General features: G+C 65.5%; 21 protein-coding genes, 1 tRNA gene and 1 pseudogene. 12 read left to right on the top strand and 11 right to left on the bottom strand.

Annotation, left to right across the window (positions count from 1 at the left end):
- Window positions 1-5: 5 nt before the first annotated feature.
- From MBENS4_RS21920 to yghU, 4 genes are all read right to left on the bottom strand, one after another.
- A complete protein-coding gene (locus MBENS4_RS21920; RefSeq protein WP_052322611.1) occupies window positions 6-1,022 on the bottom strand; it encodes a tyrosine-type recombinase/integrase in 1,017 nt (338 codons plus the stop codon).
- Window positions 1,023-1,055: 33 nt separating this feature from the next.
- Window positions 1,056-1,316, bottom strand: a complete 261-nt coding sequence (locus MBENS4_RS24435; protein WP_052322610.1) for an Arm DNA-binding domain-containing protein — start codon at window positions 1,314-1,316, stop codon at window positions 1,056-1,058.
- A gap of 217 nt (window positions 1,317-1,533) precedes the next feature.
- Window positions 1,534-1,608: transfer RNA gene (locus MBENS4_RS21915), tRNA-Gln, on the bottom strand.
- Window positions 1,609-1,723: 115 nt separating this feature from the next.
- On the bottom strand, window positions 1,724-2,572 hold the full coding sequence (gene yghU, locus MBENS4_RS21910) for a glutathione-dependent disulfide-bond oxidoreductase (protein WP_039394795.1): 849 nt from the start codon (window positions 2,570-2,572) through the stop codon (window positions 1,724-1,726).
- A gap of 225 nt (window positions 2,573-2,797) precedes the next feature.
- Between yghU and MBENS4_RS21905 the strand changes: the two genes are divergently transcribed.
- Window positions 2,798-3,595, top strand: coding sequence for an acid phosphatase (locus MBENS4_RS21905; RefSeq protein ID WP_052322609.1), 798 nt, complete (start codon window positions 2,798-2,800; stop codon window positions 3,593-3,595).
- A gap of 10 nt (window positions 3,596-3,605) precedes the next feature.
- On the opposite strand, the gene MBENS4_RS21900 is transcribed toward MBENS4_RS21905, so the two are convergent.
- The 3 genes from MBENS4_RS21900 to MBENS4_RS21890 all read right to left on the bottom strand — a co-directional run bounded on the left by MBENS4_RS21900 (window position 3,606) and on the right by MBENS4_RS21890 (window position 7,171).
- Window positions 3,606-4,523 carry a M14 family metallopeptidase gene (locus MBENS4_RS21900; RefSeq protein ID WP_039394792.1) on the bottom strand — a complete coding sequence of 306 codons (918 nt, stop codon included), beginning with the start codon at window positions 4,521-4,523 and terminating at the stop codon, window positions 3,606-3,608.
- A 145-nt stretch (window positions 4,524-4,668) separates the two neighbouring features.
- The gene (locus MBENS4_RS21895) at window positions 4,669-5,769 is read right to left on the bottom strand and encodes a branched-chain amino acid aminotransferase (RefSeq protein ID WP_039394789.1); all 1,101 of its coding nucleotides are present in this window, start codon (window positions 5,767-5,769) and stop codon (window positions 4,669-4,671) included.
- Window positions 5,770-6,526: 757 nt separating this feature from the next.
- Window positions 6,527-7,171 carry a hypothetical protein gene (locus MBENS4_RS21890; protein ID WP_199904460.1) on the bottom strand — a complete coding sequence of 215 codons (645 nt, stop codon included), beginning with the start codon at window positions 7,169-7,171 and terminating at the stop codon, window positions 6,527-6,529.
- Between the two features lie 82 nt (window positions 7,172-7,253).
- Between MBENS4_RS21890 and MBENS4_RS21885 the strand changes: the two are divergent.
- From MBENS4_RS21885 to MBENS4_RS21860, 6 genes and pseudogenes are all read left to right on the top strand, one after another.
- Window positions 7,254-7,997: pseudogene (locus tag MBENS4_RS21885) on the top strand (TlyA family RNA methyltransferase).
- A gap of 110 nt (window positions 7,998-8,107) precedes the next feature.
- Window positions 8,108-8,662, top strand: coding sequence for a TspO/MBR family protein (locus MBENS4_RS21880; protein WP_039394783.1), 555 nt, complete (start codon window positions 8,108-8,110; stop codon window positions 8,660-8,662).
- A gap of 107 nt (window positions 8,663-8,769) precedes the next feature.
- On the top strand, window positions 8,770-9,024 hold the full coding sequence (locus MBENS4_RS21875) for an accessory factor UbiK family protein (protein ID WP_039394780.1): 255 nt from the start codon (window positions 8,770-8,772) through the stop codon (window positions 9,022-9,024).
- 90 nt (window positions 9,025-9,114) lie between these two features.
- Window positions 9,115-9,720 (top strand): DNA repair protein RecO, encoded by a 606-nt coding sequence (gene recO, locus MBENS4_RS21870; protein ID WP_039395864.1) that lies wholly within the window; start codon window positions 9,115-9,117, stop codon window positions 9,718-9,720.
- 22 nt (window positions 9,721-9,742) lie between these two features.
- Entirely contained in the window at window positions 9,743-10,786 is a 1,044-nt protein-coding gene (gene leuB / locus MBENS4_RS21865) for a 3-isopropylmalate dehydrogenase (protein ID WP_039394777.1), read from the top strand.
- Between the two features lie 45 nt (window positions 10,787-10,831).
- Entirely contained in the window at window positions 10,832-12,013 is a 1,182-nt protein-coding gene (locus MBENS4_RS21860; RefSeq protein ID WP_039395862.1) for a glycosyltransferase, read from the top strand.
- Between the two features lie 40 nt (window positions 12,014-12,053).
- Here MBENS4_RS21860 and MBENS4_RS21855 read toward each other — a convergent pair whose 3' ends face one another.
- Entirely contained in the window at window positions 12,054-13,340 is a 1,287-nt protein-coding gene (locus tag MBENS4_RS21855) for a phospholipid carrier-dependent glycosyltransferase (protein ID WP_039394774.1), read from the bottom strand.
- A 101-nt stretch (window positions 13,341-13,441) separates the two neighbouring features.
- Here MBENS4_RS21855 and metZ point away from each other — a divergent pair, with 101 nt between their 5' ends.
- The 5 genes from metZ to MBENS4_RS21830 all read left to right on the top strand — a co-directional run bounded on the left by metZ (window position 13,442) and on the right by MBENS4_RS21830 (window position 19,683).
- Window positions 13,442-14,650, top strand: coding sequence for an O-succinylhomoserine sulfhydrylase (gene metZ / locus MBENS4_RS21850; RefSeq protein ID WP_039394771.1), 1,209 nt, complete (start codon window positions 13,442-13,444; stop codon window positions 14,648-14,650).
- Window positions 14,647-16,014: a PAS domain S-box protein gene (locus MBENS4_RS21845; RefSeq protein ID WP_255352695.1), complete on the top strand. Its 1,368-nt coding sequence runs from the start codon at window positions 14,647-14,649 to the stop codon at window positions 16,012-16,014. The genes metZ and MBENS4_RS21845 overlap by 4 nt, the downstream gene beginning before the upstream one ends.
- Before the next feature lie 68 nt (window positions 16,015-16,082).
- Window positions 16,083-16,481, top strand: coding sequence for a Co2+/Mg2+ efflux protein ApaG (gene apaG / locus MBENS4_RS21840; protein ID WP_039394765.1), 399 nt, complete (start codon window positions 16,083-16,085; stop codon window positions 16,479-16,481).
- Window positions 16,482-16,559: 78 nt separating this feature from the next.
- On the top strand, window positions 16,560-17,363 hold the full coding sequence (locus MBENS4_RS21835; RefSeq protein ID WP_039394763.1) for a LysR family transcriptional regulator: 804 nt from the start codon (window positions 16,560-16,562) through the stop codon (window positions 17,361-17,363).
- Between the two features lie 70 nt (window positions 17,364-17,433).
- Complete coding sequence (locus MBENS4_RS21830; RefSeq protein WP_242405047.1) at window positions 17,434-19,683, top strand: S9 family peptidase; 2,250 nt, start codon at window positions 17,434-17,436, stop codon at window positions 19,681-19,683.
- 6 nt (window positions 19,684-19,689) lie between these two features.
- Here the strand turns inward: MBENS4_RS21830 and MBENS4_RS21825 are convergent, their stop codons facing one another.
- The 3 genes from MBENS4_RS21825 to htpX all read right to left on the bottom strand — a co-directional run bounded on the left by MBENS4_RS21825 (window position 19,690) and on the right by htpX (window position 21,389).
- Window positions 19,690-19,914: a prolyl oligopeptidase family serine peptidase gene (locus tag MBENS4_RS21825; RefSeq protein WP_039394758.1), complete on the bottom strand. Its 225-nt coding sequence runs from the start codon at window positions 19,912-19,914 to the stop codon at window positions 19,690-19,692.
- A 21-nt stretch (window positions 19,915-19,935) separates the two neighbouring features.
- Window positions 19,936-20,229 carry a hypothetical protein gene (locus MBENS4_RS21820; protein WP_039394755.1) on the bottom strand — a complete coding sequence of 98 codons (294 nt, stop codon included), beginning with the start codon at window positions 20,227-20,229 and terminating at the stop codon, window positions 19,936-19,938.
- Window positions 20,230-20,399: 170 nt separating this feature from the next.
- On the bottom strand, window positions 20,400-21,389 hold the full coding sequence (htpX, locus tag MBENS4_RS21815; RefSeq protein ID WP_052322608.1) for a zinc metalloprotease HtpX: 990 nt from the start codon (window positions 21,387-21,389) through the stop codon (window positions 20,400-20,402).
- Window positions 21,390-21,446: the final 57 nt, after the last annotated feature.

Below are 21,446 nucleotides of genomic sequence, written 5' to 3'. Positions count from 1 at the left end.
CGAGATCAGGCTCGCCTGCGCGTCCTGAGCGGGGGAAAGGTCTCGAGTGCAGGGGAGCCAAAGGCGTTGGATGTCTGGTCGCGTTCAGACATTCCTCGTACTTCGGCCTTGTCGAGATAGTCGGCCCACCACTGCATCATCTGGCGGCGATGGGTGAGATATTGCGCGGCGTTATAGGCTGCGCGCACCCCACGCGGCTGATGGGCGAGCTGCATTTCGATCCAGTCGGGTTGAAAGCGGCCGCTTTCGTTGAGAACGGTGCTGGCAAGGCCCCGAAAACCGTGGACCGTCGCTTTACCGCGCAGGCCAATCCTGTACATGATGTCGAGCATGCGGTTCTCGCTGATCACCATGCTGCGCGTCCCTGCAACCGGGAATAGGAAGCGGCCGTGCCGTGGATTTCCCGCCTTTCGAAAGATGTTGAGCTCATGGATTTCTTCCAGGAGCGGGATAGCCTGCCGGGGCAGGGGAATGAGGTGCTCGCTGCGCATTTTCATGCGATCGGCACCAATACGCCATAGCGGCTCGGGTCCATCGAGATCCTCGAATTCAGCCCATTGGGCGAATCGGGTCTCTTGCGTGCGCACCATCGTCAGGATCGTCCAGCGAAGGGCCAGGTGGCTCAGTCTGGCACCATCATCATCGTTGAGCCGGGCATAGAAGGCGGGCAGGTCGCGCGCCGAAACCTTCGGGCGGTGACGTGTTGGCGGAGGCTTTCGCAAGGCGGGTCCGATGTCGCGGCATGGATCGCTTTCACAGCGTCCGTCGGGTATCGCGTAGCGAAATATTTCGCTGCAGTGGTTCTTTACCCTGTGGGCCATTTCCACGGCGCCCCGGGCCTCGATCCGGCGGATCGCCTCGAGGATTTCACGCGGACGAATGTGCGCGATGTTGCATTTGCCGATGACGGGGAAGATGTCGCTTTCGAGCCGTCCGGTTACGAGATCTGCATAACGCGGCGTCCAGGCGAGCGAGCGTGTCTCCAGCCACTCGCGAGCGACATGTTCGAAGGTGTTCGTCACGTCGCCGCGCGCCTTGATCTTGGCTTCGCGCTGCTAGTGGCGGCGCTCTTCCGATGGATCGAGGCCCAACTCCAGCAGCTTCTTCATCTCGTCGCGCCAGGCACGGGCGGCCAGAAGCGAAACCTTCGGATAAGGACCGGCCGAGATCGTCTTCTGCTTGTCGCCGAAACGGTAGGCCAGATACCAGATTTTCGAGCCGGTTGGATTGACCGCGATGTAGAGCCCGGCTGCGTCGGAGCGCTTGTAGGTCTTGTCCCTTGGCTTGAAGGCCTTGATCGCAATGTTGGTGAGCATTGTTGGTAACTCCCCCCGAAGTCACAGGTTCGAATCCTGAGACGCGTTCCGGTGTTGGAAATGGGTGATTTCGTACCAACAAATTGACCAACTAGGGGCCGAGTTGCAAGGCCCCCTCCCGGGACGTAGAGGGACGCGAAGGGCTAAGAAAATGGCAGAATTCCGCCATCTCCGAGCGCCGCCCTTGGACGGCTTGAGAGGTGGTGAGATTTGAGAATGGCTGGGGCGGCAGGATTCGAACCTGCGCATGGCGGTACCAAAAACCGCTGCCTTACCGCTTGGCTACGCCCCAGCAGGATCGGGTGGCACGCTGCGTGCACCGCGATGGGACTGCGCGCTTAGCGGCTTATCCCGGCGCTGAAAAGGCCCTTTTCGCATCGGACCTTCCCCGCGCCGGGGAAAAGCGGTCAGGCGCCGAGGACGGCGTCGATGTCGGCCGCGCTGTGGCGCTCCTTGATCTTGCCCGGTGCGTCGCGGTTGACGACGAGGCCGCGCTTCACGCCCGTGCGCTCGCCCAGTTCCTCGCCCCAGCGCATGAGGTTGGTGTATTCGTGGACGCTGAGGAAGGTTGCCGCGTCGGTGTAGGATTCGCCGCGCACGAAACCGCCAAGCCAGCCATAGGCCGCGATGTCGGCGATGGTGTAGTCATCGCCCGCCAGATAGCGCGTCTCGGCGAGGCGCTTGTCGGCGACGTCCATGATGCGCTTGGTTTCCATCGCGAAGCGGTTGATCGGATACTCGAACTTTTCAGGCGCGTAGGCGTAGAAGTGCCCAAAGCCGCCGCCGATGATGGGCGCGGTCGACATCTGCCACATCAGCCAGGACATGCACTCGGTGCGCGCGGCGCCGTCCTTGGGCAGGAACATCCCGAACTTCTCGGCGAGGTGGAACAGGATTGCACCCGATTCGAAGACCCGCACCGGCGTCTCGCCCGAGCAATCGAGCAGGGCAGGGATCTTGGAATTGGGGTTGATCTCGACAAAGCCCGAGGTGAACTGCGTGCCTTCGCCGATGTTCACGAGCCAGGCGTCGTACTCGGCCTCGCTGACGCCAGCCGCCAGCAGTTCCTCGAATAGGATGGTGACCTTCTGGCCGTTGGGCGTGCCCAGCGAATAGAGCTGGAAGGGATGCTCGCCGCGGGGCAGCTCCTTCTCTTCGCGCGCGCCGGCGGTGGGGCGGTTGATGCTGGCCCAGGTGCCTCCGTTCTCGGCGTCGTGGGTCCAGACCTTGGGGGGCGTGTAGGTGGTGTCGGCCATGTGCGCTGAGCTCCTTGTTGCAGGCGCCGGGAGAGGGAGAACGCGCTAGGTAGATGCCGACGAGGGGCGCAACAAGAGGTGCAGGTGCCAATGTTCGGGGAGCGGCAGGCGCTCCATCGCGGCGTCTTCGTGCTTTCACGTCCGAGGGTTAACCCCGATGCCGGACACCGTCGCGCGCCGATAGAATGGGCTATGCGATCAATACGCTGCGAAGGGATGGAGCATATGCAGAGCACGGGCACACTGGGAATTTTCGCAGGAGGATGCCTGCTTGTGCTGGCGGGATGCACGAGCACGGCGACGAGCGACACGCGTTCCGCCGAGCTGCCCCCGGTTACGGTGGCAGAAGTCGGTGTGATTTCGCCCGAGATCCCGCTTCCCAAGGGCTATCTGGAGATGTCACAGCTGCCCGACAGCCTGGCCCTCCTGCCTCCGCCGCCAGCGGCGGGGAGCGCCGCCAAGGCCGCGGACCAAGCCGCCTGGGAAGCGGCCAAGGGGGCATCGTCTGAACGCTTTGCGCTGGCGACCTCCGATGCCGACCTCAACTGGCCGGCCATCGTCAGTTCCTTCGAGCCGCTTGTCGGCACCTCGCTGTCGGACGGGAGCAAGCCCCATACCGAGATGCTTCTGCGCCGGGCGATGGCCGACGCGGGGCTCGCCAGTTACAAGGCGAAGAACCACTACCAGCGCGTGCGCCCCTTCGCCGAAAATGGTGGCGGATCGTGTACGCCCGAGGAGGAGGAAACCCTGCGCCACGACGGGTCCTATCCGTCCGGTCACACCACGGCGGGCTGGATGATGGCGCTGGTGCTGGCCGAACTGGTGCCGAGCCGTGCCGACGCGGTGCTTCAGCGCGGCTACGACTTCGGCTTCAGCCGCGTGATCTGCCGTGTCCACTGGATGAGCGACACGGTGGGCGGACGCGTGGTCGCGGCCGCGACATTCGCACGCGTTCAGTCCGATCCCGTCTTTCAGGCGCAACTCGCCGCCGCGCGCCGCGAAATGGCGGCGGCGGGTCTTTGAACGGGCCCTGTCAGGCGCTGAGCGCGTAGTCGAGAGCGGCGCACACGGCGGCGACCTGCGCGGCGTTGCATTCCTCGGGTGTCGCGCTCGGGCTGTCGGGATAGACCTCGGTCGTGGTCGTGAAGCGTGCGCCCGTGATGGCCGCGCACATGCCGTACTTGCCTTGCGGGTATTCGATCACGCCCTTCTGCACGACGGGTGAGCCGATGATGTTGCCCTGCGGGTCGGCGGGCGCGATGTGGGTGACCTTTTCGACCGCTTCGATAATCGCCTCGCAGAAGGCGGGCTGGCGGTTGTCGGCATCGTCGACGAGGTAGAAGCCGTCGGGGATGGTGTCGGGATCGTAGTCCTTGCCATCACGCGCGGCGAGGGCAGGGCGGAACTCCTCCTCGTCGCTGTCGGTGGTCTCGTGCAGGTCAATGTGGAGCAGGAAGGGTACCTCCTGGGCGGCGACGAGGGCGACCAGCGCGCGGCATTCGCCCGCCGGGCTGTCGGCGGTGAAATTGCGGTTGGGGTCGATGGCGTCGTAATTCCAGCGGTTGATCCGCTCGTAGGCCCAGGGGCTGACGCAAGGCGCGACGAGCAGGTTGACCCGGCCCGCATAGTCTGCCGCGCGTGTTTCGAGGAATTCGAGTGCGCCCATCACGCCGCTCGTCTCGTAGCCATGGACGCCGCCCGTGACGAGGGCGGTGGGCAAGCTGGTGTCGATCGGGTCATTCGAGAGCGCGTAGAGCGTGAAGCGCTCGCCCGCGTAGTCGAGCGTGCCGTACTCCTGAAGCGTGAAGCGGTCGGCCAGCGCGAGGATGCGCGGCTCGACGTCCTGTCCGTAGCGGCGCTGGGCGGCCTGCGTGGCCCGCCAGGCCTCGACCTCACGCGCGCCCCAGGGCGTGCCGGGGGTGCCGATGGGGTAGGGGGCGGTGTCGGTCATGGCGCTCTCGTCTTCAGGAGGGAATTTCGCTCCCGAGATGGCACGTGCGCGCAGCGGAGCAAGAGGGGCCTGCGCGCTATGCACGAAAAAACCCGGCGAGCGCGGGGCTAGCCGGGTTCTTCGTTCGGGTCAGGAGTTCGCGTGATCAGGCGATCTTGCGAACCCAGCCGTGGGTGTCCTCGGCCTGGCCGCGCTGGATCGCGACAAGGCGGGCTTTGACCTTCTCGGTCAGCTGGCCGGGGCCGCCCGAACCGATGGTGAATTCGCCGTCATTGCCCGCGACCTTGCCGACCGCAGTGACGACAGCCGCCGTGCCGCAGGCGAAGGTTTCGACGAGCTTGCCGCTGGTCGCATCCTCGCGCCATTGATCGAGGCTGTAGCGGCCCTCGTTCACGGTCAGGCCCTCTTCGCGCAGCAGTGCGATGAGGCTGCGGCGGGTAATGCCGGGCAGGATCGTGCCGGTCAGCGCGGGGGTGAGGATCGTGCCGTCATCGAACACGTAGAACAGGTTCATGCCGCCCAGTTCCTCGATCCACTTGTGCTCGGCAGCGTCGAGGAAGACGACCTGGTCGTGGCCGCGTGCAAGGGCTTCGCCCTGGGGGACGAGGCTGGCTGCGTAGTTGCCGCCGCACTTGGCCGCACCCGTGCCGCCCGGAGCCGCGCGGGTGTGGTCCGAGACCCAAATCGAGACGGCCGGAGCACCTGACTTGAAGTAGTTGCCCGCCGGGCTGGCGATGAGGATGAACTTGTAGGTCTTGGCCGGGCGCACGCCCAGGAACGCCTCGGTCGCGATCATGAAGGGGCGCAGGTAGAGCGAGGCTCCCTCGGCGTCCGGGATCCAGGCCTTGTCGAGCTCGACCAGCTTCTCGATCGCCTCGATGAAGAGGCTCTCGGGCAGCGTGGGCATGGCCAGGCGCGTGGCGGACTGGTTGAAGCGCTCTGCATTGGCGTCGGGACGGAACAGCGAGATCGAGCCGTCGGCCTGCTTGTAGGCCTTGAGCCCCTCAAAGATTTCCTGGGCGTAGTGCAGAACCGCAGCGGCCGGATCGAGCGGGATGGGCGCGTAGGCCGAAACCTTGGCATCGTGCCAGCCGGTGCCTTCGCTCCAGTCGATCGTGACCATGTGGTCGGTGAAGTGCGTGCCGAAGCCCGGATTGGCCAATACCGCCGCGCGCGTCGCGTCGCTGGCGGGGGCGGGGTTGGGCTCAAGGGAAAACGTCAGCGCGGCTTCGGCGGGACTCGCCATGAAAACTCAGTCCTCTGTCTTGGGGTTGCGAAGGCGCAGGTGTATGAAAATTACGCCGTACGCAACCGTAAAGTAATATTGATACGTATGGTTTCAGGTGTAGCACGCGGTGCGTTGGAGGCAAGTGTCCTGCTGAAAGCGCGCAAATTCGGGGGCTTGCGCCGATGAGGGTAGAGGCGCTCTTGCGCTGCACGCATGCAGCCTTGCACGATTGTGTAGAACGCGGGTTTGCCGCTTTCGCGCGCCGGATGGCCAGAAATGAGAAAGGCCGCACCGGGAGCGCCGGTACGGCCTTTCACATGGTCAGCGGCCGGAAGTGCCGCCAGCGAGTACCTTTATCGCGTATCTGAAATCAGCGATAATGCCTCGCGACGGAAATTGCCGACCTCCATGCTGAACCATGAGACATCGGATCACCTCCTTTCGCGCTGTTGAGCCATAGGGTTCGCCGCCCGAGAGCGACTGGACTTCGGTAGCTCCGAGGAGGGCTTCCTCGGGTTCCGTCGTCCTGAGGGAAAATGTGTCTTATTCCGCAACGCACCACAAGACTTGAATTCAAGTTTTTTCGCGGCATTATCATGCCTTCGCTGAAGTTTTCCCCAGCTGAAAAGTCCGCGTTTCTGCCGGTTTTTCGCGGTAGCCGGGGCTGTGTCCAGCGCCCCGCATCCGACCTGCAAGGTGCTCGTGTTACCCATATCGCACAGGCGGTTCGGCGAGGCGTGTCCCGTATGCGGCCAGCCCCGCCTGGCAGGTGCTGTCAGCGGCAATCCTCGATCACGCGCGACACTTCGGTCCAGCTCGGGATGTAGAGCGTGGGCTGGCCCTGCGTGGAAAGCGCAAATCGGCCACGGGTGAAGGCCATGTCGTCGAGGATCGGGCTGCGCGCGGGCAGGGTCGCGACATAGTAGCCCTGGCGGGCCTCGGCCGTGACGGTGTGCGTGTCCTGCATCGTGGTGATGCCCATGGTGACACGGCCCGCCGCACCCTGTGCGCGGCGTTCAAGGGTCACGGTGGCATTGCGCGTGTCACAGCGCATCGTGAACAGACTGCCTCCGAAATCGGCGACCGAGCGGGGGCCGCTTTGCGCCCAGCTCCAGGTGCCTGGCGTTACGGGCGCATCGCGCCAGTTTGCAGGCTCGGGCAGCGGACGGGGCGCGGGTGTCGCCGTCGGCTGCACCTGCGGCTGTGCCGGGCGCGAGGCGCTGGGCGTGGGCGTCGAGGCTGGCGGCGCGGGAATGCAGCCAGCCGCAAACAGGGTCAGGGCGAGAGCCGGTGCCGAAACGAGACGGACGGGGAGAGCGCGACCGCGCGGATTTGCCTTCATGCGCCCGGTATGGAATGACGAGCGCCTCTTCTCAAGTGTGCAGTGCCCCATGTCCGACGCGTCCCAGTCTCCATCCACCGAAAAGTCCTGTGCCCCGGAAAACCGGGGTAAAGGGGCGAAGCCGCATGGCAAATCCACAGGGAAGGCGCGCGTTGACCAGATGCTTGTCGACCGTGGCCTTGCCGAGAGCCGCACGCGTGCGCAGGCGCTGATCATGGCGGGGCACGTTTTTTTCCGGGGAAACCAAGATCGCCAAGGCGGGGCAAACGCTCAAGGCCGACGCGCCGCTTGAAGTGCGCGGACGCGACCACCCCTGGGTTTCGCGTGGGGGGATCAAGCTTGCCCATGCCATCGAGCACTTCGGGCTCGATCCGGCGGGTGCGGTGGCGATCGATGTCGGCTCCTCCACGGGGGGCTTTACGGACGTGCTCCTCACCAAGGGCGCGAGCCACGTCTTTGCGGTCGATTCGGGCACCAACCAGCTCGCCTGGAAGCTGCGCCAGGACCCGCGCGTCACGGTGCTGGAGCAGACCAGCGCCCGCATCCTGACAGGCGAGCACATCACGCAAGGCTGCAACTGGGTGGTCTGCGATGCGAGTTTCATCGGCCTTGCCAAGGTGCTGGAAGTGCCCCTGAACCTGGCCGGACCGGATTGCCGCCTCGTCGCGCTCATCAACCGCAGTTCGAGGTCGGGCGCGGCGAGGTGGGCAAGGGCGGCGTCGTGCGCGATCCCGCGCTCCATGCGCGTGTCTGCGAGGAAGTGCGCCTCTGGCTGGAAGAGGGCGGCTGGACCATCCAGGGTATCGTCGAAAGCCCGATCACGGGGCCCGAAGGCAATGTCGAATTCCTCGTCTCGGCGGCGCGCGGATGCGAGGTCGCAGGCGAGATCGCGCGCGGGGCCTGAGCGGCGCGGGGCTTTCCTTGTGCGCCAGATTCCCGCAAGTAACGTAATACGAACCATCGGTTAGGGTTGGGCGGCTGTGACGGCTCCCCGTTTTGAGAGATGATCCGGGTATGAATCTGCTTGCCTCTTCCGGTCAGTTGCGCGCGAGTTTCCTGCGCTGGTCGCTGGTCTGTGTTCCCGCGCTCGTGCTGTGCGGGTTCCTTTCAGGAGCGCTCGCGCAGAGCGGGCCGCAGAACGTCTGGTTCGCCGCACTGGCCAAGCCCGCCGTCTATCCGCCGCCCGCCGCCTTCGGGATCGTCTGGACCATCCTTTATGCCATGATGGGCTTTGCCCTCGCGCTGATCCTGGCCGCGCGCGGAGCAGCCGGGCGTGGCCTGGCCTGCGGCATCTTCGCGCTCCAGTTCCTGGTCAATCTCGCCTGGTCGCCGGTCTTCTTCGGGATGCACCGCATCACGGGCGCGCTGGTGGTCATCGCCGTGCTCGATGTCCTCGTGCTCGTCACGATCGCGCTGTTCTGGCGCATCCGCGTCAAGGCGGGGCTGCTGCTTGTGCCCTATCTCGCCTGGATTCTCTTCGCGACGTACCTCAACTACGCCTTCCTCCAGATCAATCGCGACCTTGACGGCAAGGCGCCCTCGGGCGCTGAGATCCGCTACGAGATCTGAGCTGGGCGGGCCTTTGCCGTGATCTTCTCGGCGAGCGCGCGATTCTCCTCCACCAACGCCATCGAACCCTCTTGCGCAGGGGGGCGGGCTGTACCATTTAGGCTTCCATGCAAAGCGAAAACCCTTTCGTCGCCGATTTCGTCAAGATGATGAACAGCGCTGCCGGCACGTTTGCCGGCATGACCCGCGAAGCGCGTGACAACATGCGCGAGCGCGCCAAGGAGTTCATGGGCGACATGGACTTCGTGAGCCGCGAGGAATTCGAGGCGGTCAAGGAAATGGCCGCGACCGCCCGCGCGGAATGCGAAGCCCTCAAGGCCCGTCTTGACGAGATCGAAGCCAAGCAGCTGCGCAACGGCTGATCCCTCGCGGGGTGACACCCGAAGGAATCGAGGCGGTGCCGGGCTCGGGATGCGGGACCTCTCGCGCATGACGCGTGGGTGCGTGTCATGATGGAGCTGCGTACCGAGGCGATCGTCTGCGCCGTGCGCTCGCACGGCGAGGCGGCGGCCATCGTTCGCTTCCTGACCCACGAAGAGGGCGTCGTCGCGGCCTATGTTGCCGGAGCGCGAGGCCGCACCTTGCGGCCCGTGCTCATTCCCGGAAACATCGTTGCCGTTGATATCCGTGCGCGTTCGGAAGGGCAGCTGCCCTTCGCGCGTGTCGAACTCGTGCGCTCGCGCGGCCCCTGGCTGTCCGAGCCCTTGCCCGCCGCAGCCTTTTCCTGGCTGACCTCGCTCACCGCCGCGAGCCTGCCCGAGCGGCATGCCTACCCCGCGCTCCATCAGGCGCTGGGTGGTCTGCTCGAGGCGATCTGTGTGGCACCGTCCGCGCGCGGATGGGCGCTGCCGCTCCTCTCCTACGAGGTCCTGCTGCTGCGCGAACTGGGCTACGGCGTGCCCGTGCCGCGTCCGGATGACCGGGACTGGGACGCGATTCTGCGGACTTTCGACAGGATCGGGCGCGAACTGGATCGCTATCCGCTTGCCGAACGGCGCAAAGACGTTATGGCGGCCCGCACCCAGCTGCGCGAGCGGCTGGGGCGAATTTCTGACTAAGACAGCAGCTAGGGAAACAGGCATGCGCATCGCGGTTTTTGCAGGCGACGGGATCGGTCCGGAAGTCACGGGTGAGGCCGTGCGCGTTCTCGAGAAGCTGGGCCTGCCGGACCTCGAACTGGTGGAGGGCGACGTCGGCGGCGCGGCCTACCGCAAGCATGGCCACCCGCTTCCCGAAGCCACGCTGGAGATCGCCCGTTCGGCCGATGCCATCCTGTTCGGCGCGGTCGGCGACTTCGATCTCGACCACCTTGAGCGCCACCTGCGCCCCGAGCAGGCAGTTCTCGGCCTGCGCAAGGAGCTGGGCCTGTTCGCCAACCTGCGCCCGGCGCGCGTGTTCAAGGGGCTCGAGGGTCTGACCTCGCTGCGCCCGGAAGTCGCGCAGGAAATCGACCTCCTGATCGTGCGTGAGCTTAACGGCGACGTCTACTTCGGCGAAAAGGGCATGCGCACGCTCGAAGACGGCCGCCGTCAGGGCTGGGACATGATGTCCTACGCCGAGGACGAGGTGCGCCGCATCGCGCATGCTGGTTTCAAGGCCGCGATGACCCGCGGCAAGAAGCTGTGCTCGGTCGACAAGGCGAATGTTCTCGAAACCTCGCAGCTGTGGCGCGACGTCGTGATCGAGGTGTCCAAGGACTACCCCGAGGTCGAACTCACCCACATGTACGTCGATAACGCGGCGATGCAGCTCGTGAAGAACCCCGGCCAGTTCGACGTGGTCGTGACCGGCAACCTGTTCGGCGACATTCTTTCCGACCAGGCGAGCATGTGCGTGGGCTCGATTGGCCTTCTGGCTTCGGCCAGCCTCGCGGAGGGCAGCTTCGGCCTTTACGAGCCGATCCACGGTTCGGCGCCCGACATCGCGGGCAAGGGCCTGGCCAATCCGATGGCGACGATCCTTTCCGCCGCCATGATGCTGCGCCACTCCTTCGGCCTGGAGGCCGAGGCGGTGCGCATCGAGGACGCGGTGGCCGCCGCGCTTGCCGAGGGCATCAAGGGTGGGGACCTGGGCGGAACGGCCGGCACCGTGGAAATCGGTGACGCGGTTCTCGCGCACCTGTAAGGCTGCGGTTTTCCCTTGTCCTCCTCCGATTTCAGCCCCGTTTCCATGAACGATACCGTCTCGCACATGTCCGCCCCGTCCGATGCAGCTGTCGCCACACGGCCGCTCGAACTCGCGATTGTCCTGCCCACCTATAACGAGCGTCGTAACATCGCGACGATGGTGGAGCGGATCGACCGCGAGCTTCAGGGCATCGCCTGGGAAGTCATCTATGTCGATGACAACAGCCCGGACGGCACCTCCGACGAGGTCCGCATGATCGCGCAGACCGATCCCAGGGTGCGCTGCATCCAGCGCATCGGGCGGCGCGGCCTTGCCAGTGCAGCGATCGAGGGCATGTGCTCCACCTCTGCGCCTTACGTCGCGGTGATGGACGCGGATCACCAGCACGATCCCGCGCTGCTTGTGGGTATGCTCGCCGCGCTCAAGGGCGGCGACTACGATCTGGCCTACGCCTCGCGCTTTGCCGAAGGGGCGAGCACCGAGGCCTGGGGCCGCCCCGACCGCGTGAAGGTCTCCGGGCTTGCCAACCGCATCGCCAACAAGGTGACAGGTGTCGAACTGACCGACCCGATGAGCGGCTTCTTCATGCTGCCCACCGCATTCCTGCGCGCCGATGCGCACCGCCTCTCGGGCGTGGGCTTCAAGATCCTGCTCGACATCCTGGCGACCTCCGAAACGCCCTTGCGCGTCAAGGAATTTCCGCTCAACTTCGCGGCCCGCGCCGAGGGCGAAAGCAAACTGGACCAGACCGTAGTGTTCGAATTTCTCGTAGGCCTCTACGACAAGTGGCTTGGCCGGATCATCCCGACGCGTTTCGCGCTGTTCGGGACTGTCGGCGCTCTGGGCGTCATCGTCCAGTTCGCGGCGCTCTGGGTGCTCCTCCACGTCGTCTTCGGGGAGCGCTTCGTCTACGGCAACTGGTCGGAGAGCGCGGTTTTCAACACCGCCAACACGCTGGCGGCCGTGGTTGCGATGACGTTCAACTTCGTCCTCAACAACGAATTGACCTATTCCGACAAGCGCCTGCGCGGTTTCAGTGCGCTGCTGCGCGGCTGGGCCCAGTTCGCGCTGACCTGCTCGCTCGGCCTGCTTACCAACGTCGGCGCGGCGGCTGTGCTCAAGTCCATCGGCTTCCACGATTTCGTGGCCGTTCTTGTCGGCATTATCCTGGGCGCTGTGTGGAACTTCGCGCTGTCGTCCAAGTTTGTCTGGGGCAAGTACTGATCCGGCAACCGCAGGGGCTCCGCGTGAGCCCCCGGCAGCCTCAGCGCCAGCTCGGCAGCCACATCCAGACATTGTAGAACTGGCGCGTCGGCAAGGGCAGTCCCGAGAGGATCGGGAAGAAGCCCAGGAACAGCAGCACCGAGAGAGCTGGAATGCCAACGCCCAGCCAGCGCCAGCGGTCGCGCCGGGCCAGCAGCGGTTCGAGCGCAAAGGCCAGAATGCCCATCAGGAAGGCGCCCGGCAGCAGGTAGTGGTAGTAGAACTGCACCGGCTTGCCGTTGATCGCCCAGACGCCGAGGCACAGCGTGTAGAGCGCAAGGAGCAGCGCCACGTCCCAGCGGCGCCGGAACAGGACCGCCCACAGGCCCCAGACCAGCGCGCCAAGCCCCGTCAGCATCGAAAGCGGGTTGCCCAGCATCACGATACCGCGCTGCGATCCCTCGATCACCTTGAAAAGGTACCAGATATCGCGCCAGTCGGTGGCCCACATGTACCAGTACGAGCGGTAGGGGTGGGGCTTCTTCACGCTGTCCTGCAGGCGGATCATGTACTCGTGCTGCTCGATGAAGCCGGTGAACCAGATCGGCCGGTCTGCGTAGAACATCGCAGGCAGGTAGGTCAGCCAGTAGATGGCGAGCGGGAAGAGTCCGAGCCACAAGGCCGCCTCGAGGAGCGAGATCCCCGGGATCGTGCCCGCACCGCCCTTGCGCCCCCAGAAGAAGGGGCCGCCTTCGGCAAGCCGCAGGGCGAGAAAGGCAAGGCCCGGGACCATCAGGGCAGGCGCGCTCGACCATTTGGCACCGAGCGAAAGCCCCATGGCCAGTCCGGCGGCGAGCAGGTGGGCACGCGCGCTCCTTGTACTCGAAGCTCTGAGCGCGGCGGCGAATTGCCACAGGCCCACCATGCAAAGTCCCGCCTCGATCATGTCGAGCATGGCAATGCGGCTCTGTACGAACCACATGAAGTTGGTCGCAAGAAGGACCATGCCCAGGATCGTCGCGCGGCGCTTGTGCGAGACATGCCACAAGAAGCGCCCGAAACCGAACAGACCCAGTGCACCTGTCAGCACCGGCCCCAACCGCCAGGTCAGCGGGGTGTCGCCCAGCAGCCAGATGAAGCCTGCGATCACTTCCTTGCCGAACATGGGGTGTTCGCGGTTCGCGGGTACCAGGTCCAGCAGCTTGCGCGCGGCGGGCACGTAATGGATCTCGTCGAAGTAGAACTCGACGGGGAAGGTGATGCGCCAGAGCAGCAGCGCCAGGAATGCGAAGGTGATCGCGGTGCACCACAGCAGGGGATCGCGGTCGGGACGGGTGTTGAGCGGCATCGGTTGAGCGGGATAGGCGCTGGCCGGGGCGCGCGCAAGCGCGTGCGTGTTGCATTGCAGTCGCTTGCGCCGACTCGTCTGGCCTCCTAGAGCGTTGCACCATGAAACGCACGACTGGACAGGACCGCAGCAAGACCCGCCTCTGGCGCCCCGCAACCAAGGCCATTCGCGGAGGCACCTGGCGCTCCGAAATGGGCGAAACCAGCGAGGCGCTGTTCCTGACATCGGGGTACAGCTACGACAACGCCGGCACCGCCGCCGCCCGCTTCATGGGCGAGGACGACGGCATGACCTACTCGCGCCTGCAGAACCCGACCGTACAGATGCTGGAAGAACGCATCGCGCTCATGGAAGGGGCCGAGGCGTGCCGCACCCAGGCCTCGGGCATGTCGGCCATGACCACGGCGCTCCTGTGCCAGCTTTCGGCTGGCGATCACATGGTGTCCGCGCGCGCCGCCTTCGGTTCGTGCCGCTGGCTGGGTGACAGCCTGCTGCCGCGCTTCGGCATCGACGTGACCGTCGTCGACGCGCGCGACACCAAGGCCTGGGAAGAGGCGATCCGCCCCAACACCAAGGTCTTCTTCTTCGAGACCCCGGCGAACCCGACAATGGACGTGGCGGATCTCGCCGCCATCGCCGAGATCGCCAAGGCGCACGGTATCACCACCGTCGTCGACAACGCCTTCTGCACGCCGGTGCTGCAGCGTCCGCTCGAATACGGCATCGACGTGGTGGCCTATTCGGCAACCAAGATGATGGACGGGCAGGGCCGGGTCCTCGCCGGTGCGGTATGTGGCTCGGAAGAATTCATCAACGACAAGCTGCTGCCCTTCCAGCGCAACACCGGGCCCAACCTTTCGCCCTTCAACGCCTGGGTGGTGATGCACGGCCTGGAAACGCTGGACCTTCGCGCCAAGCGTCAGAGCGAGAACGCGCTCAAGATGGGCCAGTTCATCGAAGGCCGCGTCAAGCGTGTGCTGCACCCCTGGCTCGACAGCCACCCGCAGAAGGACCTGGCGCAAAAGCAGATGGACGCCTGCGGCCCGATTTTCGCCTTCGAAGTCGAAGGCGGGCGCGAGAAGGCGCACGCGCTTCTCGATGCACTCGAACTGGTCGACATCTCGAACAACATCGGCGATGCGCGGTCGCTGATGTGCCATCCGGCCTCGACCACCCACCACAACATGGGGCCTGAGGGCCGTGAGGCGATGGGCATCTCGGAAGGCATGCTGCGCTTCAACGTCGGCCTCGAAGACATCGACGATCTGATCGAGGACATCGACCAGGCGCTGAACCGGGCGGGGCTCTGAGCACGCTCGCCCACGGAACCGACCCGGCGGCGCTTCTTGCCGCCATCGTGGAGTCGAGCGACGATGCCATTGTCGGCAAGACGCTCGACGGCACGATCCTCAGCTGGAATGCGGCCGCCGAGCGGGTTTTCGGCTGGCCGCATGATGAGATCGTCGGGCGCAACATCCGCACGCTGATCCCCGAGGACCGGCAGGACGAGGAGGATGCGATCATCGCGCGGATCCGGCAGGGCCTGCGCATGCCGACCTTCGAGACCGTGCGCCTGCGCAAGGACGGCAGTCTTGTCGATGTCGCGGTGACCGTCTCGCCGTTGCTCGACCGCGAAGGGAAGGTCGTCGCGGCCAGCAAGATCGCGCGCGACATTTCGGGCCAGAAGGCTACCCAGCGTCAGCTTGCCGAGAGCGAGCAGCGCTTCCGGCTTCTGGCCGACAACATGAGCCAGTTGGCCTGGATCGCGGACAGCGAGGGGGTAATCTTCTGGTACAACAAGCGCTGGTTCGACTACACCGGAACGACCCTGGATGAGATGCGGGGCTGGGGCTGGAGGAATGTGCACCACCCGGACTACGTCGAGGGCGTGGTCGCGCGGATCAGCGCCTGCTACCGCTCTGGCGCGGACTGGGAAGACACCTTTCCCCTGCGCTCGGCCAAAGGGGAATGGCGCTGGTTCCTTTCCCGCGCCAAGCCTATCCGGGACGCGGATGGGGCGATCGTGTTCTGGTTCGGCACCAACACCGACGTGACCGAGATGCGCGATGCCGAACAGCGCATCGAACTGCTCCTTCAGGAGGTCAACCACCGCTCGAAGAACATGCTGGCGATCATCCAGTCGCTGGCGCGGCGCAGCGATGCCAGCCGCCCCGATTTCATCGAACGCCTGGAGCAGCGCATCCGCGGGCTGGCCGCCAACCAGGACGTGCTCGTGCGCCGGGCCTGGTCGGACATCCCGGTGATGGAGATGATCGAGGCGCAGTTGCGCTCGCTCGGTGAGCAGCGCGCGCAGGTTTCGTGCGAGGGGCCGGACGTCATGCTCTCGCCGGGCGCGGCCGAGGCGCTTGCCATGGCGCTGCACGAGATGGGTACGAACGCGCTCAAGTACGGCGCGCTCTCCGACCCGGGCGGACGGGTGACCATCTCCTGGACGCGCGAACCGGCATCCACGGGCGAAGAGGACGATGCGATCTTCCGCATCCGCTGGTGCGAGCGGGGCGGGCCGGCGGTAGAGGCGCCGCAGCACAAGGGCTTTGGCACGCGCATCATCGTTGACGTGCCGCGGGTCAAACTCAGTGCAGACGTTGTGACCTCGTACGATATCGCCGGTTTCTGCTGGCAACTCGAATGCCGGGCGGCCGAACTCGACTAGCGTGCACAAGGGTTCGGAACGTGGGTAACAAGGTTGTCCCGGCGGGCTTTTGTCGCTACTCTATACCCATGAAAGAACTGTTTCAGCATGCCGCCATTTCCGAAGGCGTGACGGTTCGCGTCGCGGTGAACTTCCTTCCTGAGCAATCGCGGATCGAAGCGGGCAAATGGTTCTGGGTGTACCATATCCGTATCGAGAACGGGACGGAAGGCACCATCAAGCTGATGAGCCGCCACTGGCGCATCACCGATGGCAATGGCGAAGTCAGTGTGGTGGATGGCGACGGGGTTGTTGGCGAACAGCCGGTCCTCGCGCCCGGTGCCTCGCACGACTATGTGTCCGGGTGCCCTCTGCCCACGCCCCAGGGCAGCATGGAAGGCCACTACATCTTCCGCTGCGACGATGGTTCGGAGCTGCAGACACAGATCCCCTTCTTCCCGCTCGCCGCACCCGCGACGGCAGGCTGATTTTTCCGCACGTTACAGGAAGGCCAAAGCGGTGCGGAGCGGCTTGCCCGTAGCCGCGCGCGGGCCTAGAAAAGCGCCATGAAGCGTTCGCACCTGCCCTTGAATGCCCTGCGCGTTTTCGACGCGGCGGCCCGACACCTCTCCTTCACCCGCGCGGCGGACGAACTGGCGGTGACGCCTGCGGCCGTCGGCCAGCAGATCCGCGCGCTCGAGGATGTTCTGGGCGTTGTCCTGTTCCGCCGCACCAGCAAGGGACTGGAGCTCACCGATGAGGCGGGTGCGGGGCTTGCCGCGCTGCGCAGCGGGTTTCTCCAGTTCGAGGACGCGGTGCAGTCGATGCAGGCGGGCCAGTCGAGCCTTGTCTACACCATTGCCGCTCCGCGCGAATTCTTCGCGGCCTGGCTTGCGCCGCGCCTTGCCGCGTTCCGCAAGGCCAACCCGCAGGTGCGCTATGCGCTTGTCGATGGCGAGATGACCGATTTCACCGAGGCCAATCTCGATCTCGCCGTGCGCTGGACCGATGGTCCCGGCGATCTGGAAGGGGTGCAGCTGGGCGCCGCGGACTGGGTCGAGATCGGCGAGGGCGACTGGATCGGCTGGCCGGGCGATCCCGATCCTTGCGGCCAGGGCGAGGACAGCGAAGAGAACAAGCCCCCGATCATCGTGAGCGATGCCGGACAGGCGGTGGCCGCGGCGAACGCGGGCATGGGCCGCGTGCGCGTGCCCGCGCTTTTGGCGCAAGGCCTTGCCAACTGGAGCGCGCAGGAACTGGAAGCCAAGGCCAAGCCCTGTCGGCGGGCCTACTGGCTGCTCGCCCCGCGCCCGCAATGGCGCCAGAAGAAGGTCAAGGACCTGGTGGCGGCGCTGACCGCTGCGGATTGAGGCGCGCGGGCATCTGGCATCGCCCGACCAGTCTGCTATCCCCCTTGCCATGAAAACACGACATCTGCTGATGGCCGGCCTTGTTGCCGCCCTGCCGGTTGCCCTGCCGACCCTGTCCTTCGCCAAGGCGGATACCGCCGGAAAGACGTCCATGCCCGATCCGACTTCCGCTGCCACGCTCGATTTCACGCGTGTCTTTGCCAGCCCCGCGCTCAATGGCCCGAGCCCGCGCCAGGTGCGCATTTCGCCCCATGGCCGGTACCTGACGTTGCTGCGCAACCGCCCGGATGACCGCGAGCGCTATGACCTGTGGGGCTATGACCGCAAGGGCGGCGAATGGCGCATGCTGGTCGATTCGCTGTCGCTGGGGACCGGCCGCGAGCTCAGCGAAGCCGAGAAGATGCAGCGCGAACGCCAGCGCATCGGCGACCTCAAGGGGATCGTCGACTACGCCTGGAACGAGGATTCGGCCTCGCTGCTCGTGCCACTCGATGGCGACCTCTTTCTCGCCGGGCTCGATGGCAAGGTTACTCGCCTGACCGATGATGAGGGCGATGAACTGAACCCCGCGCTGAGCCCCTCGGGCACTTATGTCTCCTATGTCCGCGACGGCCGCCTCCTTGTGGGCAAGACGGGCCGCGGGCAGAAGGCGGTGACGCCGCAAGAGACATCCGAGACGGTCCACTGGGGCGAGGCCGAGTTCGTCGCCCAGGAGGAAATGGCGCGCCTTACTGGCTATTGGTGGGCGCCCGACGAGGCGCACATCGCGGTCGAGCGTTACGACGAGGCCCCGGTGGGCGTGGTCCAGCGTGCCGCCATTGGCGCCGAAGGCACCAAGATTTACGCGCAGCGCTATCCCGCAGCGGGTACCCCGAACGTGCTCGTCTCGCTCCATGTGATGAAGCCCGATGGTTCGGGCCGCGTCGAGGTGGACCTGGGCGCGGACCCGGACATCTACATCGCGCGCGTCAACTGGTCGCGCGATGGCAAGACGCTCTACGTCCAGCGCCAGAACCGCGCGCAGGACCGGCTCGACATGCTGGCGGTCGACCCCGCGACCGGCGCCTCGCAGGTGCTCTTCACCGAGACTGCGGCAGAGGGAGGCTGGACCAACCTGTCCGACAGTTACCGCTTCCTCAAGGACGGCAGCCTTGTCTGGTGGTCCGAGCGCAGCGGCTTTGGCCACCTCTACCGCTTCAAGGACGGGGCCTGGACGGCGCTCACCAGCGGGAACTGGGAAGTCTCCAGCCTTGTCGGCGTGGACGAGGCCAAGGGCCGCGTCATTTTCACCGGCACGCGCGACGATGTACTGGCGTCCCAGGTCTATGCGATTGACCTCGAAAATCCCGGCGCGCCCGAGCGCCTGACCGAGCTGGAATGGGCCAATTCGGCGGTCGCCAGCCAGGACGCCTCGACGCTGGTCATCTCGCGGTCCTCGCCCGATCAGCCGACGCAGAGCTATATCGCGGACGGCACCGGCGCGCGTCTCGCCTGGGTGGAAGAGAACAAGCTCGACGCCGAGCACCCCTATACGCCCTATCTCGCCAGCCACCGCGAGCCCAGCTTCGGGACGGTGAAGGCCGAGGACGGTTCGGACCTGCACTGGATGATGATCACGCCCGAACTGAAGCCGGGCAAGACCTACCCGGTGTTCTTCGAGCACTACGGCGGCCCGCACGTCCAGACCGTGTCGAAGGACTGGCTGGGCGCGCGCCCACAGGCCATCGTCGACAAGGGCTTCATCTACTTCCGCCTCGACAACCGGGGCAGCGCGCATCGCGGCGTGGAGTTCGAAAAGCAGATCCGCGAGGCCATGGGCACCGTCGAGGTGGCCGACCAGAAGGCAGGCGCGCAGTATCTCAAGACGCTCGATTTCGTCGATCCCGACAAGATCGTGACCTACGGCTGGTCCTATGGCGGCTACATGACGCTCAAGATGCTCGAAGCCGACCAGGGGCTCTACGCCGCCGGTATCTCCGGCGCGCCGGTGACCAAGTGGGAGCTTTACGACACCCACTATACCGAACGCTACATGGGCGATCCGCGCCAGGTACCCGAGGCCTACGCCGCGTCAGCCGCCATCGAGGACGCGCCCAAGATCGCCGATCCGCTGCTGCTGATCCACGGCATGGCCGATGACAACGTCGTCTTCGAGAACTCGACCGCGCTGGCCGCAAAGCTCCAGAACGAGGCGAAGCCCTTCGAGATGATGTTCTACCCCGGCCACACCCACTCGGTCGGTGGTCCCAAGATCAGCGTTCATGTCTGGAACACGATCTTCGACTTCCTCGAACGCCACGGCATCACGGGCGAGAACTGAGCTTTTTCAACGCGCGCGGGCGAGCCTTTGCGAAGGCTTGTCCGCCGGGTTGTGCCTGACGAGGAACGCGCCGAGCGTTTCGTACCAGCTGGCCTCGTTCTGGGCTTCTGAGAAACCGTGGCCTTCATCCTCGAAGATCAGCCTCTGCATCGCGATGGTCGCCTGTTTGGCGGCCTTCTTGAGCAGGTAGAACTGGCTGTAGGGGGCACGGCCATCCTTCTTTCTTGCCATGGGAAACGAGGATGGGCCGGGTCAGCCGGGCGATCTGGTTGGCCGGAGATACGTCCTCGAAACGCAGGACCAAGGGGCGTGGTAGGCGGTGGCGAGGCGGCTCATCAGCAGGAACCGCCTGTCCGGATCGCCATGGAGAACATCGCTTGCGTTATAGGTATCGTAAAAGGGAACGGATTGGCTGAGCGAGACGAGCAGGCGATCCTTTCCGGCCCGGTGCCGCCAATCGACATCCGGATCCTTGCCCTCCGCGAAGGAGGGAAGGGGCGCACGCGTTGCGGCGTCAAAAAGGCTGACGCGGACTTCATCCTTCACGCGTACCCTCATGGCGATGTGGGCGCCATCAGGTACCCGCGTGGCCGAGAAAACCTGGCCCCGCGCGGCGAAGGCGCTGGACGTCCGATTTCTAGTCTGCGGGGCGAGCTTGCCAAGGTGAGAGTTTGGCAAGCGATCAACAGGGCGCAGGGGCAGGGAGAAGAGTGCGGTCAGGGCCTGCGGTTGGGATCGAGCGCGGAGCGCCCGGGTGAGCTCTTGCGCGACGAGGGAACCGAAGGCCGGCTTCCCGCCGTGTTCGTCGAGGTGGGCGCCGAATTTCGCGACGGCGCCTCAAGGTGTTCGCCCGAAGCGTGGCGCACGATCCGGCTCCCGCCCTCCATCGCCATCAATGCTGCGATGCGTTTTTCCGTGGCGGGGTGGGTGGAGAAGAGATCTGAAACACTGGAGGGCACGATATAGAGCTGCGCCGTCGCCGGGTTGCGCTCCACGGCGGGGTTTCGGGTGTGCGCGGCCGGCCCGGCGATCTTGGAGAGCGCCGAGGCGAGCGCCTGCGGGTCGCCGCAGATCTCCGCGCCAGCCTTGTCGGCCCCGTACTCGCGGGTGCGGCTGATCGCCATCTGCACGATCATCGCGGCGAAAGGGGCCATGAACACGGCGGCAATCGCCGCGACCGGGTTGGGCCGATCCTCGCCCCCACCACCGCCATGCCCGAAGAACAGGCCGAAATTGGCCAGCATCGAGATGGCGCCTGCAATCGTGGCAACCATCGTCATGATGAGCGTGTCGCGGTTGCGCACGTGGCCCAGTTCATGGGCCATGACGGCGGCGACTTCGTCGTCGTCCAGCATGTCGAGAAGGCCGGTGGTCGCCGCGACGGCCGCGTTCTGGGGATTGCGGCCGGTGGCAAAGGCGTTGGGGGCAGGGGTGTCCACGATGTAGACGCGCGGCATCGGGAGTTCGGCGTTGCGGGCGAGCCGCTCGATCATGCGGTAGAACTGCGGCGCGCTGCTGGCGTCGACCTCGCGCGCGTTGTGCATGCGAAGGACGATGCGGTCCGCGTTCCAGAAGGTGAACAGGTTCATGCCCGCGGCCACGAGCAGCGCCAGCATGGCGCCGCCGGCTCCCCCGAAGAGGTAGCCCAGCCCCATGAAAAGCGCGGTCAGCGCCGACAGCAGCATGACTGTCTTCAAACCGTTCACGGCTTCATCAACTCCTTGTGTTTCGTGAAACTTCGTGCCCTTGAATCTAGGGTGCGA

The sequence above is a fragment of the Novosphingobium sp. MBES04 genome, from assembly GCF_000813185.1.
Classification (GTDB): Bacteria; Pseudomonadota; Alphaproteobacteria; order Sphingomonadales; family Sphingomonadaceae; genus Novosphingobium; species Novosphingobium decolorationis.
This window is presented reverse-complemented; position numbering and strand designations above follow the sequence as displayed.